We start from the raw sequence: 15,894 nt of genomic DNA on the forward strand, positions 1-15,894 counted from the left end.
TCAGCTCTTCTCCTTCTTCGCGCCGTAGCGGCTGCGAGCCTGCTTGCGGTTGCGGACACCCTGGGTGTCCAGCGAACCGCGCACGATCTTGTACCGCACGCCGGGGAGGTCCTTCACACGACCGCCGCGCACGAGCACGATCGAGTGCTCCTGGAGGTTGTGGCCGACGCCCGGGATGTAGGCGGTCACCTCGATCTGGCTGCTGAGCTTGACACGAGCGACCTTGCGCAGCGCCGAGTTCGGCTTCTTCGGGGTGGTGGTGTACACGCGGGTGCACACGCCGCGCCGCTGGGGAGACCCCTTGAGCGCCGGGGTCTTGGTCTTGGTCGTCTTGGCCTGACGGCCCTTTCGGACCAACTGCTGAATGGTGGGCACCGGGTTTCTCCGCTCCCTTCGGCCGCTGCGAGGCGACCGCGCCGTCTACTCCAGCCGTCCGGATGGGCGGCTCTCTTACATTCCAACCAGGGCCGCCTGACGGCACCCCAGCACCCGCGGTCGGGCGTGTCGCCCGAGTCACGGTTCCGATGCCGGCCGCTGACGCGTCGTACCGGATGTTCTGGTCTTGGTGGTGCGACCGCGCGATCACCGGCTGACCGGTTCCAGCGCACGCACGCATTGCCCGGGCGGGCCCGGGCACAAGGGGAAAGAGTACCTACCACAGCCGCGCCGGTCAAAACGGATGGGTCGGGAAGGACCGCTCCGCGGTCCGCCGCCCGTCTCCGGGTCGCCGATGCGCCAACGATGGGCACCTACAATGACAAGTGTACCGGCTCGTCCGCCGCGCGACCCGGCGGCCCCGACACCGCCCGGCCTTCGGACACCCGGACATACCGCTCAACCCAGGTCACCGGCCGCAGGCGTCGCGGCGAGGGGCTCAGGTGATCTGCACCACCAGGGCCAGAGCGAGCCCGACCAGGCCGAACAGCACCCCCACCGCGCCGCAGGAGATGCCCGCGACGGCCAGGCGGCCGCCGGTGAACCGGACCGCGGGCGGCGGCGCCGGACGCCGGATCTGCCGCCGGGCGAGCAGCCCGGCCACCACCGCGCCGGCACCGATCAGCGCGCCCAGCACGGTGAACGCGCCGGCCGCCCAGGCTCCGCCGACGTTCCGGCCGGCGAGACCCACGCACAACACCAGCAGCGACACCAGGATCGCGGCGATGCCGGCGACGAGCGACCCGATGGCCAGGCCCGAGGTCACCGGCGGCACGTCGAGGTGGACCACACCGAACGGCGTACCCGGCACCGCGTCGACCCGCTTCGGCGGCCGCGGCGCCTCGGCCGGCGGCGGCGGGAACGCCGGGCCGGCGTGCGGACCCCAGCCGCCGTGGCCGGGCGCGCTCGCCGGCACCGGCCACCCGCCGCCGTGCGCCGGCGGATTCCCCGGGTACGACACGTACGGCCCCGCCTGGTGCGCCGGCGCGGACGCGGGACCCGGCGGGTACGGCCCGGGGCGGGTCGGGTCGCCTCCCGGCGGAGCCGGTTCCGTCACGGGGTCCTCCTGTCCACACGCGCCCGCCGCGCGACGGACACCGGCCAGGCTACCGTCGCCGATCACCCCCGGGTGGGCGGGCGCGGGCCCGCTCCCCCACCGGGTCAGTCGAAGTTCGGCGCGAAGTCGTGGCCGAACGAGGCGTCCGCGGCACGGACCACACCGATCACCACCGCCGCGACCACGGCGGCGGCGGTCAGCACCAGCCCGGTCCGCGCCATCTGCTCGCCGCGCCGCAGCCAGTCCGCGCCGGTGAGATAACCACCCGAGGCGTACGCCTCCCGGCGCGCCTGCCGGGCCAGCATGAGCGCGATCGTGGCCGGCACCGCGCCGCCGAGGAACAGACCGGTGAGCGCGCCGATCAGCCCGAGCGCGAAGACGGCGCGGGCCTTGGTGGAGCGGACCGGCTCCGGATCGTGCGGATGGCGGTACGCCTGCGGCACGACGGGCGCCTGCCCGGGCACGGTCGTCATGCCCTCCATCATGCCCCGACCCGGCGTCCATCCCGACGGAAGGACCCGGTCCCGGCACTCCGGACGCGACGAGGCCCCCGGCGGATGCCGGGGGCCTCGTCGTTCCTACTGCTTAGCGGTACGACCCGAAGTCGAAGTCGTCCAGCGGAACCGCCTGGCCGCTGGCCGGCCCGAAGCCGTAGTCGGTCTCCGGGTAGCCGGTCATCGAGTAGACCTTGGCCTTCGCCTCCTCGGTCGGCTCGACCCGGACGTTGCGGTACTTGCTGATGCCCGTACCGGCCGGGATGAGCTTACCGATGATCACGTTCTCCTTGAGGCCGATCAGCGAGTCGCTGCGGGCGTGGATCGCCGCGTCCGTCAGCACCCGGGTGGTCTCCTGGAAGGAGGCCGCCGACAGCCAGGAGTCAGTGGCCAGCGAGGCCTTGGTGATACCCATCAGCACCGGGCGACCGGCGGCGGGCTCGCCACCCTCGCCGACGAGCCGGCGGTTCTCCGACTCGAACAGCGCCCGGTCGACCAGCACACCCGGCAGGAACTCGGTCGAGCCGGAGTCGATGACCGTCACCCGCTTGAGCATCTGGCGGATGATGATCTCGATGTGCTTGTCGTGGATGAGCACACCCTGCGAGCGGTAGACCTCCTGGACCTCCTGGGTCAGGTGGACCTGGACCGCGCGCGGGCCGAGGATGCGCAGCAGCTCGTGCGGGTCGATGGTGCCCTCGGTGAGCTTCTCGCCGACCTCGACGTGGTCGCCGTCGTGCGCCCGGAGCCGGACCCGCTTCGAGATCTTGTCGTAGACGATCTCGTCGCTGCCGTCGTCCGGGATGACCACGATCTTGCGGGACCGCTCGCCGTCCTCGATCCGGATGCGACCGGGGGTGTCGGCGATGGGCGCCTTACCCTTCGGCACCCGGGCCTCGAAGATCTCCTGGACACGGGGCAGACCCTGGGTGATGTCCTCACCCGCGACACCACCGGTGTGGAAGGTACGCATCGTCAGCTGCGTACCCGGCTCACCGATCGACTGGGCGGCGATGATGCCGACCGCCTCGCCGACGTCCACGGTCTTGCCGGTCGGCAGCGAACGGCCGTAGCACGCACCGCAGACGCCCAGCTTCGACTCGCAGGTGAGCACGCTGCGCACCCGCACCGTCTCGGTCCCGGCGGCGACGATCGCGTCCACCAGGATCGAGTTGATGTCCTGGCCGCGGTGGGCCACCACGGTGCCGTCCGGACCCTTGATGTCGTCGGCGAGCGTCCGGGCGTGCACGCTGGTCTCGGCGTGCTCGTGCACGACCAGCTTGCCGTCGATCCGCTCCCCGATCTGCATCGGGATGGCACGGTCGGTGCCGCAGTCCTCCTCGCGGATGATGACGTCCTGCGAGACGTCCACCAGACGCCGGGTCAGGTAACCCGAGTCGGCGGTACGCAGGGCGGTGTCCGCGAGACCCTTACGGGCACCGTGCGTGGAGATGAAGTACTCCAGCACGGACAGACCCTCCCGGTACGAGGCCTTGATCGGCCGCGGGATGATCTCGCCCTTCGGGTTGGCCACCAGACCACGGATCGCCGCGATCTGCCGGAGCTGGAGCAGGTTACCGCGGGCACCCGAGTTGATCATCTTCCACAGCGGGTTCTCCTGCGGCAGCGCGGTGTCCATCTCCTTGGCGACCTCGTTGGTCGCCTTGGTCCAGATCTCGATGAGCTCGCCGCGGCGCTCCTCGGCGGTCATCAGACCACGCTGGTACTGCTTGTCGATCCGGTCGGCTTCCTTCTCGTACCGCTCCAGGATCTCCCGCTTGCGCGGCGGAGCGATGACGTCCTCCATGCCGATGGTGACGCCGGACCAGGTGGCCCAGTGGAAACCGGCCTCCTTGAGCCCGTCCAGGGTGGCGGCCAGGGCCACCTTCGGGAAGCGCTCGGCGAGGTCGTTGACGATCGCGGAGAGCTGGCCCTTGCGGATCTCGTAGTTCACGAAGCGGTAGCCCGGGGGCAGCGTCTCGTTGAACAGGACCCGGCCCAGCGTGGTCTCCACCGTCACCGGCTCGCCCTCGGTCCACCCCTCGGCGGGGGTCCAGGGCTCGGCGCCGGCGCCGTTGTCCACACCGACGACGTCGCGCAGCCGGATCCGGACCGGCGCCTGCAGGTGCAGCTCACCGTTGTCGTACGCCATCCGCGCCTCGGCGTCCGAGCTGAACGCCCGGCCCTCGCCCTTGCCCCCCGGAGTGAGGTGGGTGAGGTGGTACAGACCGATGACCATGTCCTGGGTCGGCATGGTGACCGGCTTGCCGTCGGCCGGCTTGAGGATGTTGTTCGACGACAGCATCAGGATGCGCGCCTCGGCCTGGGCCTCGGCGGACAGCGGCACGTGGACCGCCATCTGGTCACCGTCGAAGTCGGCGTTGAACGCGGTGCAGACCAGCGGGTGGATCTGGATGGCCTTGCCCTCGACCAGCTGCGGCTCGAAGGCCTGGATGCCCAGACGGTGCAGGGTCGGCGCGCGGTTCAGCAGAACCGGGTGCTCGCCGATGACCTCTTCCAGCACGTCCCACACGACCGGCCGCTGCCGCTCGACCATCCGCTTGGCGGACTTGATGTTCTGCGCGTGGTTGAGGTCGACCAGCCGCTTCATCACGAACGGCTTGAACAGCTCCAGCGCCATCTGCTTGGGCAGGCCGCACTGGTGCAGCTTGAGCTTCGGGCCGACCACGATGACCGAACGGCCGGAGTAGTCGACGCGCTTGCCGAGCAGGTTCTGACGGAACCGGCCCTGCTTGCCCTTGAGCATGTCGGACAGCGACTTCAGCGGCCGGTTACCCGGGCCGGTGACCGGACGACCGCGACGGCCGTTGTCGAACAGCGCGTCGACGGCCTCCTGGAGCATCCGCTTCTCGTTGTTGACGATGATCTCGGGCGCGCCGAGGTCGATCAGCCGCTTGAGGCGGTTGTTCCGGTTGATCACACGCCGGTACAGGTCGTTCAGGTCCGAGGTCGCGAAGCGGCCACCGTCGAGCTGCACCATCGGGCGCAGGTCCGGCGGGATGACCGGGACGCAGTCCAGCACCATGCCGAGCGGCGAGTTGCGGGTGTTCTGGAACGCCGCGACGACCTTGAGCCGCTTGAGCGCCCGGATCTTCCGCTGACCCTTACCGGAGCGGATGGTCTCGCGGAGGTTCTCCGCCTCGGCCTCCAGGTCCATGTTCTGGACCAGGGCCTTGATCGCCTCGGCGCCCATGCTGCCGGTGAAGTACTCACCGAAGCGGTCGCGCAGCTCGCGGTACAGCAGCTCGTCGGTGACCAGCTGCTTCGGCTCCAGCTTGCGGAAGGTGTCGAGGACCTCGTCGAGGCGGTCGATCTCGCGCTGGGCCCGGTCGCGGATCTGGCGCATCTCGCGCTCTCCGCCCTCCTTGACCTTGCGCCGGACGTCCGCCTTCGCGCCCTCGGCCTCCAGCTCGGCCAGGTCGGCCTCCAGCTTGGCGGCCCGCTTCTCGATCTCCGAGTCGCGGCTGTTCTCGGCCTGCCGCTTCTCGGCCAGGATCTCGTTCTCGATGGTCGAGAGGTCGCGGTGACGCGCTTCGGCGTCCACGCTCGTCACGACGTACGAGGCGAAGTAGATGATCTTTTCGAGATCCTTCGGGGCGAGGTCCAGCAGGTAGCCCAGCCGGCTCGGCACGCCCTTGAAGTACCAGATGTGGGTCACCGGAGCGGCCAGCTCGATGTGACCCATCCGCTCCCGGCGAACCTTGGAGCGGGTCACCTCGACGCCGCAGCGCTCGCAGATGATGCCCTTGAAGCGGACCCGCTTGTACTTACCGCAGTAGCACTCCCAGTCCCGCTGCGGACCGAAGATCTTCTCGCAGAAGAGCCCGTCCTTCTCCGGCTTGAGGGTGCGGTAGTTGATGGTTTCGGGCTTCTTGACCTCGCCGTGGGACCACTGACGGATGTCGTCAGCGGTGGCGAGGCCGATGCGCAGCTCGTCGAAGAAGTTGACGTCGAGCACTATGTCCCCTATGTCGTCGTCTGTACTGCTAGCTAACGAGTGGGATCCGGGGCAGGGTGACCCTGCCCCGGATCACCACCTCAGACCTCTTCGACCGAGCTCGGCTCGCGCCGGGACAGGTCGATGCCCAGCTCCTCCGCCGCCCGGAACACCTCGTCGTCGGTCTCGCGCATCTCCAGGGCCACACCGTCGCTGGAGAGCACCTCGACGTTGAGGCACAGCGACTGCAGCTCCTTGAGCAGCACCTTGAACGACTCCGGGATGCCCGGCTCGGGGATGTTCTCGCCCTTGACGATCGCCTCGTAGACCTTGACCCGGCCCAGGACGTCGTCGGACTTGATGGTCAGCAGCTCCTGCAGGGCGTAGGCGGCGCCGTACGCCTGCATGGCCCAGCACTCCATCTCACCGAAGCGCTGGCCACCGAACTGCGCCTTACCACCCAGCGGCTGCTGCGTGATCATCGAGTACGGGCCGGTCGACCGGGCGTGGATCTTGTCGTCGACCAGGTGGTTGAGCTTCAGGATGTAGACGTAGCCGACCGCGATCGGGTCCGGCAGCGGCTCGCCGGAGCGACCGTCGAACAGCTGCGCCTTACCCGTGCGGCCGATCAGCTGCTTGCCGTCCCGGTTGGGCAGGGTCGACGCCAGCAGACCGGAGATCTCCTCCTCGCGGGCACCGTCGAAGACCGGAGTGGCCACGTTGGTGTCCGGCTCGGACTCGTGCGCCTCGATCGAGCGGAGCTGACGCTTCCACTCCTCGTCGTCGCCGTCCACGCTCCAGCCGGTCTTGGCCACCCACCCGAGGTGGGTCTCCAGGACCTGGCCGATGTTCATCCGGGACGGCACACCGAGTGGGTTCAGCACGATGTCGACCGGGGTGCCGTCCTCCAGGAACGGCATGTCCTCGATCGGCAGGATCTTGGAGATGACGCCCTTGTTGCCGTGGCGGCCCGCGAGCTTGTCACCGTCCTGGATCTTGCGCTTCTGGGCCACGTAGACCCGCACCAGCTCGTTGACGCCCGGGGGCAGCTCGTCGCCGTCCTCGCGGGAGAAGGTACGCACACCGATGACCGTGCCGGTCTCGCCGTGCGGCACCTTCAGCGAGGTGTCACGGACCTCGCGCGCCTTCTCACCGAAGATCGCGCGGAGCAGCCGCTCCTCGGGGGTCAGCTCGGTCTCGCCCTTCGGCGTGACCTTCCCGACCAGGATGTCGCCGGGGACGACCTCGGCGCCGATCCGGATGATGCCGCGCTCGTCGAGGTCGGCGAGCATCTCCTCGCTGACGTTCGGGATGTCGCGGGTGATCTCCTCCGGGCCCAGCTTGGTGTCCCGGGCGTCGACCTCGTGCTCCTCGATGTGGATCGAGGTGAGCACGTCCTGCTGCACGAGGCGCTGCGACAGGATGATCGCGTCCTCGTAGTTGTGGCCCTCCCAGCACATGAACGCCACCAGCAGGTTGCGTCCGAGCGCCATCTCGCCCTCGTCGGTGCACGGACCGTCGGCGATGACCTGGCCGGCCTCGACGCGGTCGCCCTCGAAGACGACCGGCTTCTGGTTGACGCAGGAGCCGGCGTTGGAGCGGCGGAACTTGTGCAGCAGGTACGTCCGGCGGTGACCGTCGTCCTGGTGGACCGTGATGTAGTCCGCGCAGAGGTCCTCGACCACACCGCCGACCTCGGCGACGACCACGTCGCCGGCGTCCACGGCCGCGCGGTACTCCATGCCCGTACCGACCAGCGGGGCCTCGGCCTTGACCAGCGGCACCGCCTGACGCTGCATGTTCGCGCCCATGAGCGCGCGGTTCGCGTCGTCGTGCTCCAGGAACGGGATCATCGCGGTGGCGACCGAGGTCATCTGCCGCGGCGACACGTCCATGTAGTCCACGGCGCCCGGCGCGACGTCCTCGGTCTCGCCGCCCTTACGGCGGACCAGGACGCGGTCCTCGGCGAAGGTGCCGTCCGACTTCAGCGGGGCGTTGGCCTGCGCCTTGACGAACCGGTCCTCCTCGTCCGCGGTCAGGTAGTCGATCTGGTCGGTGACCCGGCCGTCGATGACCTTCCGGTACGGCGTCTCGATGAAGCCGAACGGGTTGACCCGGGCGAACGTGGACAGCGCGCCGATCAGGCCGATGTTCGGGCCTTCCGGCGTCTCGATCGGGCACATCCGGCCGTAGTGGGACGGGTGCACGTCCCGGACCTCGAAGCCGGCCCGCTCGCGGGACAGACCACCCGGACCGAGCGCGCTCAGCCGGCGCCGGTGGGTCAGACCCGCCAGCGGGTTGGTCTGGTCCATGAACTGGGACAGCTGCGACGTACCGAAGAACTCCTTGATCGCCGCCACCACCGGGCGGATGTTGATCAGGGTCTGCGGCGTGATCGCCTCGACGTCCTGGGTGGTCATCCGCTCGCGGACGACCCGCTCCATCCGGGAGAGACCCACCCGGACCTGGTTCTGGATCAGCTCGCCCACGGTACGCAGGCGACGGTTGCCGAAGTGGTCGATGTCGTCGGCCTCGTAGCCCTCCTCACCGGCGTGCAGCCGGCAGAGGTACTCCACGGTCGCGACGATGTCGTCCTCGGTGAGCGTGCCGGTGGTGATCGGCACGTCCAGCTCGAGCTTCTTGTTGAACTTGTAGCGCCCGACCTTGGCGACGTCGTACCGCTTCGGGTTGAAGAAGAGGTTGTCGAGCAGGGTCTGGGCGTTCTCACGGGTCGGCGGCTCGCCAGGGCGGAGCTTCCGGTAGATGTCGAGCAGGGCCTCGTCCTGGCCGGCGATGTGGTCCTTCTCGAGCGTGGTCATCATGAGCTCGGACCAGCCGAACTTCTCACGGATGCGCTCGGCGGACCACCCGATGGCCTTGAGCAGGACGGTGACGGCCTGGCGGCGCTTGCGGTCGATGCGAACGCCGACCGTGTCGCGCTTGTCGATGTCGAACTCCAGCCAGGCACCCCGGCTCGGGATGACCTTGACGCTGGAGAGGTCGCGGTCGGAGGTCTTGTCCGGCTGCTTGTCGAAGTACACGCCCGGCGAGCGGACGAGCTGGCTGACCACGACGCGCTCGGTGCCGTTGATGATGAAGGTGCCCTTCGGCGTCATCATCGGGAAGTCACCCATGAACACCGTCTGGCTCTTGATCTCGCCAGTGGTGTTGTTGGTGAACTCCGCGGTCACGAACAGCGGCGCGCAGTAGGTCAGGTCCTTCTCCTTGCACTCCTCGATCGAGGCCTTGACCTCGTCGAAGCGCGGAGCCGAGAAGGAGAGCGACATGGTGCCGGAGAAGTCCTCAATGGGACTGATCTCGTCGAGGATCTCCGCGAGACCCGAGCGTGCGTGCGGGTCGTCCGCCGACCGGCCCTGCCAAGCCTCGTTGCCGACGAGCCAGTCGAAGGACTCGTTCTGAATGGCGAGGAGGTTGGGGACCTCGAGGTGTTCGGTGATCCGACCGAAAGAAACTCGGCGGGGCGCGAATGCGCTCGACGTACGACTGGTCTTCGCAGGGCGGGAAGCTGCCAAGATGCGTCCTTCCGAGGACCGGTGCTGCAGAACGGCTGGTACGCGTGCACTCCAATGACCCCACCAGAAATATCCACAATCGGACATTTCCGAGCAGGGGTCAAGTCGGAAGGCAGCGCAAACTAGCAGTGTAGCCGAGAGGCTAACCGCTGTCCAGCCCACCCCGCAGGTCGTCACGGAACAAGCCCTGGGACCTCGGAAAACCGGGTCGACCGGGCCGCTCGGAACGCGACGCTCCTGCCGGTCCGCTCGGGTGCCGCGGCGGTGGTGCTGCCGTTGCCTTTACCCGAGAGGCGGCCGTTGCAAGCGCGGAAGGTCTTGCTGATGTTCAGCGTGCCTGGCAGGCCCGTGCCGCGTCAAGGCCCGGTTACCGCTCGGGGTGTCTTTCCCACCGACGGGCTACCGACAGACGTCGCTGACCGGCCGATGAGAGGACGCTGTACGCCCTGCTCACGCCGTCCGCCGGCGGGTGGCACCAACACGGCGGGCGGCGACCCGGTCCCCCGGATCACCGCCCGCCGCGACGCGGTGTGCCCCGGCTCACGTGAGCCGGACGCGCGTCAGGTGGAGCAAGGTCACTTCATGGTGACCTTGGCGCCCTCACCCTCGAGCTTGGCCTTGGCCTTCTCGGCGGTCTCCTTGTTGACCTTCTCCAGGACGGCCTTCGGCGCGGCCTCGACCAGGTCCTTGGCCTCCTTGAGGCCCAGGCCGGTCAGCTCACGCACGACCTTGATGACCTGGATCTTCTTGCCACCGTCGGCGTCGAGGACGACGTCGAACTCGTCCTTCTCCGGCTCGGCCTCGGCGGCCGGGGCACCCGGGCCGGCCGGGCCGGCGACGGCGACCGGAGCGGCGGCGGTGACCTCGAAGGTCTCCTCGAACTGCTTCACGAACTCAGAGAGCTCGATCAGCGTCATCTCCTTGAACGCGTCGAGCAGCTCGTCGGTGCTGAGCTTCGCCATGTCTGGCGTCCTTTCTCGCAATGAAAACTAAGAACGTGGTGCGCCGGGAGGGCCTCAGGCCGCCTCGGCGCCCTCCTGCTCGCGCTTCTTGTCCGCCAGGGCGGCCGCCGCGCGGGCGGCCTTGGAGAGCGGCGCCTGGAACAGGGCCGCGGCCTTGCTCAGGTTGCCCTTCATCGCGCCGGCCAGCTTGGCCAGCAGCACCTCGCGGGACTCCAGGTCGGCGAGCTTCGTGACCTCGGCCGCGGAAATGGCCTTGCCCTCGAAGACACCGCCCTTGATGACGAGCTTCGGGTTGGCCTTCGCGAAGTCGCGAAGCCCCTTCGCCGCCTCGACGACGTCGCCCGAAACGAAAGTCAGCGCGGTAGGACCGGAGAACAGCTCGTCGAGGCCGGAGATGCCCGCATCGGTCGCGGCACGCTTCGCCAGCGTGTTCTTCGCGACCGTGTAGCTGGTCTCCTTGCCGAGCGAGCGCCGCAGCTGGGTGAGCTGCGAAACCGTGAGCCCGCGGTACTCGGTCAGCACGGTCGCTCCCGCGTTGCGGAAGCTCTCGGTCAGCTCGGCGACGGCCGTGGCCTTGTCGGCCCGGATCGGCTTGTCCGCCATGTCCCTCCTCTCTCGTTACTCGGAGCTGGTACGCCGGCGGCGAGCCGAGGCTCGACGACGGCGGCGGAGGCATCACGACAACGAAAAAGCCCCGGCGCAGGGCGCACGGGGCGAGGGCCGGGACACTGGCACAGTCGGCGGACCATGCGTGACACCGAGTTTCGCTTACCGCCCTGCGCGGGTCGCCCGTCGTCGCGGGACCTTCGACCGTGCCGGAGCACGGTGACCAGCGGTCTCTGGGTGGAACTACCGCACCAGGTTACGCGACGTGCGCCGCAGCACCAAATCGCCGGTTGTGCTCCCGGTCACCCGGGTTCACGCCCGGCTGCGCCGCGCCCAGGCGTAGCCGGTCAGCGCCACCGCCGTCCAGGCCACCGCCCAGCCGGTGAGCAGCAGACCGGCCCCGGCCGCGACCGGCCCGGTGAGCGCCCGCGCGGTCGCCATGACCGGCGGGACCACCCACGGCGCGACCGAGCCGGAGAGCCCGAGCACCACGACCCCGACCGCGCCGGTCACCAGCACCGCCACCCCGTAGCCGGCGCTGCGGGTCACGGCCCGGCTCGCCAGTGCGCCCAGCGCCACCGCCGCGGGCAGGGCCAGCAGGTGGGCCCAGAGCCCGAGCGCCACCCCCACCAGCACCGGCCGATCCCCCGGCCCGACTGTCGCGGTGACCCCGCCGAGCGGCCACGGCAGCGCCAGCGCGACGAGCACCACGGCGAGCCCGGCCACCAGCGCCGCGAGCAGCCCGGCCGCCCGTTCCCGGCCCGGCCCGACCACCACCCGGGCCATCCGGCGCTGCACGTCCGGTTCCACGTCCAGCAGGATCTTGGTCTGCCAGGCCAGCACCGGGAACAGCACCACGGCGGAGACGCCGTAGGCCTCCGCCGGCCGGGCCCGGCCACCGCCGTAGAGGACGCCGAGGACGAGCAGGCCGGCCAGCACCGGTGCCAGCGCCCGTCCGGTACGCAGGAAGCCGGTCAGCCGCAGGCGGACCAGCGCGATCACCGGGCCACCTCCGGCGCCGGCCCGGGTCGGCCGGAGTCCCCGGCCCCGGCGTCGGCCCGGTCCGGGGAACCAGCGGCGGACGCGCCGCCCGACCCGCCGGTGCCCGACGGGCCGGCGGAGGCCGGCACCGGGTGCGTGGCCGGGGGCGGGACGGCGTGTTCGCGTACCCGAAGGATCTGGTGGCCGTCGGCGCGCAGGCGGGCGACGGCGGCGGCCAGCCCGGCGGCCGGCACCGCCAGCTCGACCACGGCGACGGCCGCGCCGCCCGACGACGCCTCCTCGGTCACCGTGCCGTCGGTGACCGACAGGTGCCGGGCGCCGGGGAGCCGGACCGTCTCGCCCCGGTGGTCGCTGACCAACACCGTGCCGCCGTCGGCCAGCACCTCGCCGATGATCTCGGGGACCGACTCGCGGGCGGTGGCGTCCAGCCCCTCCCACGGCTCGTCGAGCACCAGCAGGCCGGGCGGGCGCAGCAGCGCCTGCGCCAGGCCGACCTTCTGCGCGGTGCCCTTGGACAGCCGCGGCAGGCGGACGTCGTGGAAGCGGGTCAGGCCCAGCCGCTCCACCCAGTGGCGCACCGCCCGGTCGGCGGCGGGGCCGGGCAGGCCGGCGACGCGGCCCATGGCGGACAGGTAGGCCCCGACGGTGAACGGCTGGTCGGCGGGGAAACGCTCCGGCACCCAGCCGACGACCGGCGGCCGGTCGGCCACCCGGCCCCGGCTCGGGCGCAGCACCCCGGCGGCGAGCTGGAGCAGAGTGGACTTGCCGGCGCCGTTGCGGCCGAGCACGACCGCGACCTCACCGGGACCGATCGCGACATCGACCTGTCGCAGCACCCACGGGCCCTGCCTGTGGTAGCGGAGCCAGACGCCGTCGAGCCGCATGCGCCCGAGCGTGCCACACCGGACGAACGAACGGGGCCCCGCCACGACGTGGTGGCGGGGCCCCGTTCGGGAGTACGCGTGCTCAGCCCTCGGCCGAGCCCTCCTGGAAGTTCTTCACGACCTTCGGGTCGACCGGGACGCCCGGGCCCATGGTGGTGGTGAGGGTGACCTTCTTGAGGTACGTGCCCTTGGCCGCGGACGGCTTGGCCCGCAGCACCTCGTCCAGCACCGCGGCGTAGTTGTCCACCAGCTGGTTCTCCGAGAAGGAGGCCTTGCCGATGATCAGGTGCAGGTTGGAGTGCTTGTCCACCCGGAAGGTGATCTTACCGCCCTTGATGTCCGAGACGGCCTTGGTGACGTCCATGGTCACGGTGCCGGTCTTCGGGTTCGGCATCAGACCGCGCGGGCCCAGGATCCGCGCGATCCGGCCGATCTTGGCCATCTGGTCGGGCGTGGCGATCGCCGCGTCGAAGTCCAGCCAACCGCCCTGGATACGGGCGACCAGCTCGTCGGTGCCCACCTCGTCCGCACCCGCGGCGACGGCCTCCTCGGCCTTCGCGCCGGCGGCGAAGACGATCACGCGGGCGGTCTTACCGGTGCCGTGCGGCAGGTTGACCGTGCCGCGGACCATCTGGTCCGCCTTGCGGGGGTCGACGCCGAGGCGCATCGCGACCTCGACCGTGGCGTCGAACTTGACGTTGGTGGTCTCCTTGGCCAGCTTGACGGCCTCGACCGGGGTGTAGAGCTTCGACCGGTCGATGACGTCCGCGGCCTTGCGGTAGCTCTTGCTGCGCTGCATTTCTGGTGACTCCTGTGGTCTCTGGCGGGCGCGCGTCACTCGCGGCCCTCCCACGAACAGATCGGGTGGAGCGGGTACCGAGGTCAGTCGGCGACGGTCAGGCCCATCGACCGGGCGGTGCCGGCGATGATCTTCTCGGCCTGGTCGATGTCGTTGGCGTTGAGGTCCGCCATCTTCTTCTCGGCGATCTCACGCAGCTGGGCGCGGGTGACCGAGCCGACCTTCTCCTTGTGCGGGACGCCCGAGCCCTTCGGCACGCCGGCGGCCTTGATCAGCAGCCGGGCGGCGGGCGGGGTCTTCAGCACGAAGGTGAACGTGCGGTCCTCGTAGACGCTGATCTCGGCGGGGACGATGTCGCCCCGCTGGGACTCGGTCTGCGCGTTGTAGGACTTGCAGAACTCCATGATGTTCACGCCGTGCTGGCCGAGCGCGGGGCCGACCGGCGGCGCCGGGGTGGCCTGGCCCGCCGGCAGCTGAAGCGTGAACGTCTTGACGAGCTTCTTCTTCGGAGGCATGTCTCTTCCTGGGGCTTGGAACTGGGATTCTCGCCGGTCCGCGGGCGCGCACGGTCAGCACGGTGCGGACAGCCGACGTTCTAGGGTAGCGCAGCCGTCGGCCACCCTCCGCGCCGAGGTCGGCGGATGGCGAAACGGCGCACCGGCGGCCACCCCGGAAGGGGCGGGCCGCCGGTGCCGACGTACGTCAGATCTTGGCGACCTGGTTGAAGTTCAGCTCGACCGGGGTCTCCCGGCCGAAGATCGACACCAGCACCTTGAGCTTCTGCTGATCGGCGTTGATCTCGCTGATCGTCGCCGGCAGCGACGCGAACGCGCCATCGGTGACGGTGACCGAGTCGCCGACCTCGAAGTCGAGGACCTTGACCTCGGGCTTGGCCTTCTTCTGCTCGGTCTCGACCGCCGGTGCCAGCCACTTGAGCACCTCGTCGAGGCTGAGCGGCGCCGGCCGGTCGGCCCGGTCGGTCGCGCCGACGAAGCCGGTGACCCCCGGGGTGTTCCGGACGCAGGAGTAGGACTCGGCGGTCAGCTCCATCCGGACCAGGATGTAGCCCGGGAAGACCTTCGCCTGGACCTGCGACCGCTTGCCGTTCTTGACCTCGACCTCTTCCCGGGTCGGCACCTCGACCTGGTAGATGAAGTCCTCCATGTCGAGGGAGGTGATCCGGGTCTCGAGGTTGGTCTTGACCTTGTTCTCGTAGCCGGCGTACGAGTGCACCACGTACCAGTCGCCGGGCGCGTAGCGCAGCTTCTGGCGCAGCTCGGCGACCGGGTCGAAGTCCTCGTCCGGGGCCGGCTCGGTGGTCGGGAACTCCGGCTCGCTGGCGGCCTCGACCGACTCGTTGTTGGCCGCCGTCGCCACCGTGGACTGCTCGTCCGGGGTTCCGGCGGTCTCGTCGTACTCAGGCACGCTCGCTCACTTCCGTCAGTATCGCTGTCCGCAGGTCAGCTGGACTCGCCGAAGACCCACAGCACCGCCTTGGCGAAGCCGTAGTCCAGGCCGGCCACGATCGCCAGCATCACCGCGACGAAGGTGACCACCACGGCCGTGTAGGTCAGCAACTCCTTGCGGGTCGGCCAGATGACCTTACGCAGCTCGGCCACGACCTCGCGGAAGAACCGCGCGATGCGGGCGAACAGCCCGATCCGCTCGGTGTCCTTGCGGGTCTTCCGGCCCTCGGCCGGCTCGGCCTGCGCCCGCTTACGGGTCGCGGTGCCACCCCGGGAGACCGGCTCGTCCGCGTCGGTGGCGTCGTCGTCGGCCACGTCGTCGACGGTCGCGTCGTCGTTCAGACGCTCGTCGCCGTCGTCCTCGCCGCGGCGCTTGCTCTCGGCCACTTCGCCCTCCGTGCGGGATATGGGGTCGCACGCCGGGCGGCGTGCGCGGCGTGTTGGTCACGCCGGCCGGACCAACCGTCCCGCGACGGGCCGCGGCCGGCGGACCGGCCGGGAGGGCCCGAACGCCTCGGAACCACCCCACCGGTGCCACCACCACGGGCCGGACGCCACCGGTGAGGGCGGCGCGACCCACGGAACGGTCAGGCCTGAGGCGCAGGGGTGACAGGACTTGAACCTGCAGCCTGCGGTTTTGGAGACCGCTGCTCTGCCAATTGAGCTACACCCCTGTGCGGCAACTCGCCTCCGCCCGG

General features: G+C 70.1%; 13 protein-coding genes and 1 tRNA gene. All 14 read right to left on the reverse strand.

Translation table 11 applies throughout. From position 1 onward, the window contains the following. Window positions 1-375, reverse strand: a complete 375-nt coding sequence (rpsL, locus tag ACN27D_RS10000; RefSeq protein WP_007465318.1) for a 30S ribosomal protein S12 — start codon at window positions 373-375, stop codon at window positions 1-3. A 499-nt stretch (window positions 376-874) separates the two neighbouring features. Then, complete coding sequence (locus ACN27D_RS10005) at window positions 875-1,246, reverse strand: hypothetical protein (protein WP_421501127.1); 372 nt, start codon at window positions 1,244-1,246, stop codon at window positions 875-877. 350 nt (window positions 1,247-1,596) lie between these two features. Next, complete coding sequence (locus ACN27D_RS10010) at window positions 1,597-1,965, reverse strand: hypothetical protein (RefSeq protein ID WP_199733312.1); 369 nt, start codon at window positions 1,963-1,965, stop codon at window positions 1,597-1,599. A gap of 112 nt (window positions 1,966-2,077) precedes the next feature. Beyond that, on the reverse strand, window positions 2,078-5,965 hold the full coding sequence (locus ACN27D_RS10015; RefSeq protein ID WP_120573084.1) for a DNA-directed RNA polymerase subunit beta': 3,888 nt from the start codon (window positions 5,963-5,965) through the stop codon (window positions 2,078-2,080). Between the two features lie 80 nt (window positions 5,966-6,045). Continuing rightward, complete coding sequence (locus tag ACN27D_RS10020; RefSeq protein ID WP_120573083.1) at window positions 6,046-9,477, reverse strand: DNA-directed RNA polymerase subunit beta; 3,432 nt, start codon at window positions 9,475-9,477, stop codon at window positions 6,046-6,048. Between the two features lie 575 nt (window positions 9,478-10,052). Further along, on the reverse strand, window positions 10,053-10,439 hold the full coding sequence (rplL, locus tag ACN27D_RS10025; protein WP_120573082.1) for a 50S ribosomal protein L7/L12: 387 nt from the start codon (window positions 10,437-10,439) through the stop codon (window positions 10,053-10,055). 54 nt (window positions 10,440-10,493) lie between these two features. Further along, the gene (gene rplJ / locus ACN27D_RS10030) at window positions 10,494-11,042 is read right to left on the reverse strand and encodes a 50S ribosomal protein L10 (RefSeq protein WP_120573081.1); all 549 of its coding nucleotides are present in this window, start codon (window positions 11,040-11,042) and stop codon (window positions 10,494-10,496) included. Between the two features lie 315 nt (window positions 11,043-11,357). Then, complete coding sequence (locus ACN27D_RS10035) at window positions 11,358-12,047, reverse strand: hypothetical protein (protein ID WP_121686188.1); 690 nt, start codon at window positions 12,045-12,047, stop codon at window positions 11,358-11,360. Continuing rightward, window positions 12,044-12,931, reverse strand: a complete 888-nt coding sequence (locus ACN27D_RS10040) for an ATP-binding cassette domain-containing protein (protein WP_421498968.1) — start codon at window positions 12,929-12,931, stop codon at window positions 12,044-12,046. Before ACN27D_RS10040 ends, ACN27D_RS10035 begins: the two co-directional genes overlap by 4 nt. 82 nt (window positions 12,932-13,013) lie before the next feature. Then, window positions 13,014-13,730, reverse strand: a complete 717-nt coding sequence (gene rplA, locus ACN27D_RS10045; RefSeq protein WP_013288646.1) for a 50S ribosomal protein L1 — start codon at window positions 13,728-13,730, stop codon at window positions 13,014-13,016. Between the two features lie 83 nt (window positions 13,731-13,813). Beyond that, the gene (gene rplK / locus ACN27D_RS10050) at window positions 13,814-14,245 is read right to left on the reverse strand and encodes a 50S ribosomal protein L11 (RefSeq protein ID WP_018784542.1); all 432 of its coding nucleotides are present in this window, start codon (window positions 14,243-14,245) and stop codon (window positions 13,814-13,816) included. Between the two features lie 187 nt (window positions 14,246-14,432). Then, window positions 14,433-15,155: a transcription termination/antitermination protein NusG gene (nusG, locus tag ACN27D_RS10055; protein WP_073828961.1), complete on the reverse strand. Its 723-nt coding sequence runs from the start codon at window positions 15,153-15,155 to the stop codon at window positions 14,433-14,435. A gap of 35 nt (window positions 15,156-15,190) precedes the next feature. After that, a complete protein-coding gene (gene secE, locus ACN27D_RS10060; protein WP_120573078.1) occupies window positions 15,191-15,583 on the reverse strand; it encodes a preprotein translocase subunit SecE in 393 nt (130 codons plus the stop codon). Between the two features lie 214 nt (window positions 15,584-15,797). Beyond that, window positions 15,798-15,870: transfer RNA gene (locus ACN27D_RS10065), tRNA-Trp, on the reverse strand. Window positions 15,871-15,894 lie beyond the last annotated feature (24 nt).

The organism is Micromonospora sp. WMMD1274, from assembly GCF_049179035.1.
In the GTDB taxonomy this organism is placed as follows: domain Bacteria; phylum Actinomycetota; class Actinomycetes; order Mycobacteriales; family Micromonosporaceae; genus Micromonospora; species Micromonospora tulbaghiae.

Coding starts and splice junctions, on each gene's coding strand:
- ACN27D_RS10010 (WP_199733312.1), bottom strand. CDS start 1,965: ATGACGACCGTGCCCGGGCAGGCGCCCGTCGTGCCGCAGGCGTACCGC.
- rplL (WP_120573082.1), bottom strand. CDS start 10,439: ATGGCGAAGCTCAGCACCGACGAGCTGCTCGACGCGTTCAAGGAGATG.
- rplJ (WP_120573081.1), bottom strand. CDS start 11,042: ATGGCGGACAAGCCGATCCGGGCCGACAAGGCCACGGCCGTCGCCGAG.
- ACN27D_RS10040 (WP_421498968.1), bottom strand. CDS start 12,931: ATGCGGCTCGACGGCGTCTGGCTCCGCTACCACAGGCAGGGCCCGTGG.
- rplA (WP_013288646.1), bottom strand. CDS start 13,730: ATGCAGCGCAGCAAGAGCTACCGCAAGGCCGCGGACGTCATCGACCGG.
- rplK (WP_018784542.1), bottom strand. CDS start 14,245: ATGCCTCCGAAGAAGAAGCTCGTCAAGACGTTCACGCTTCAGCTGCCG.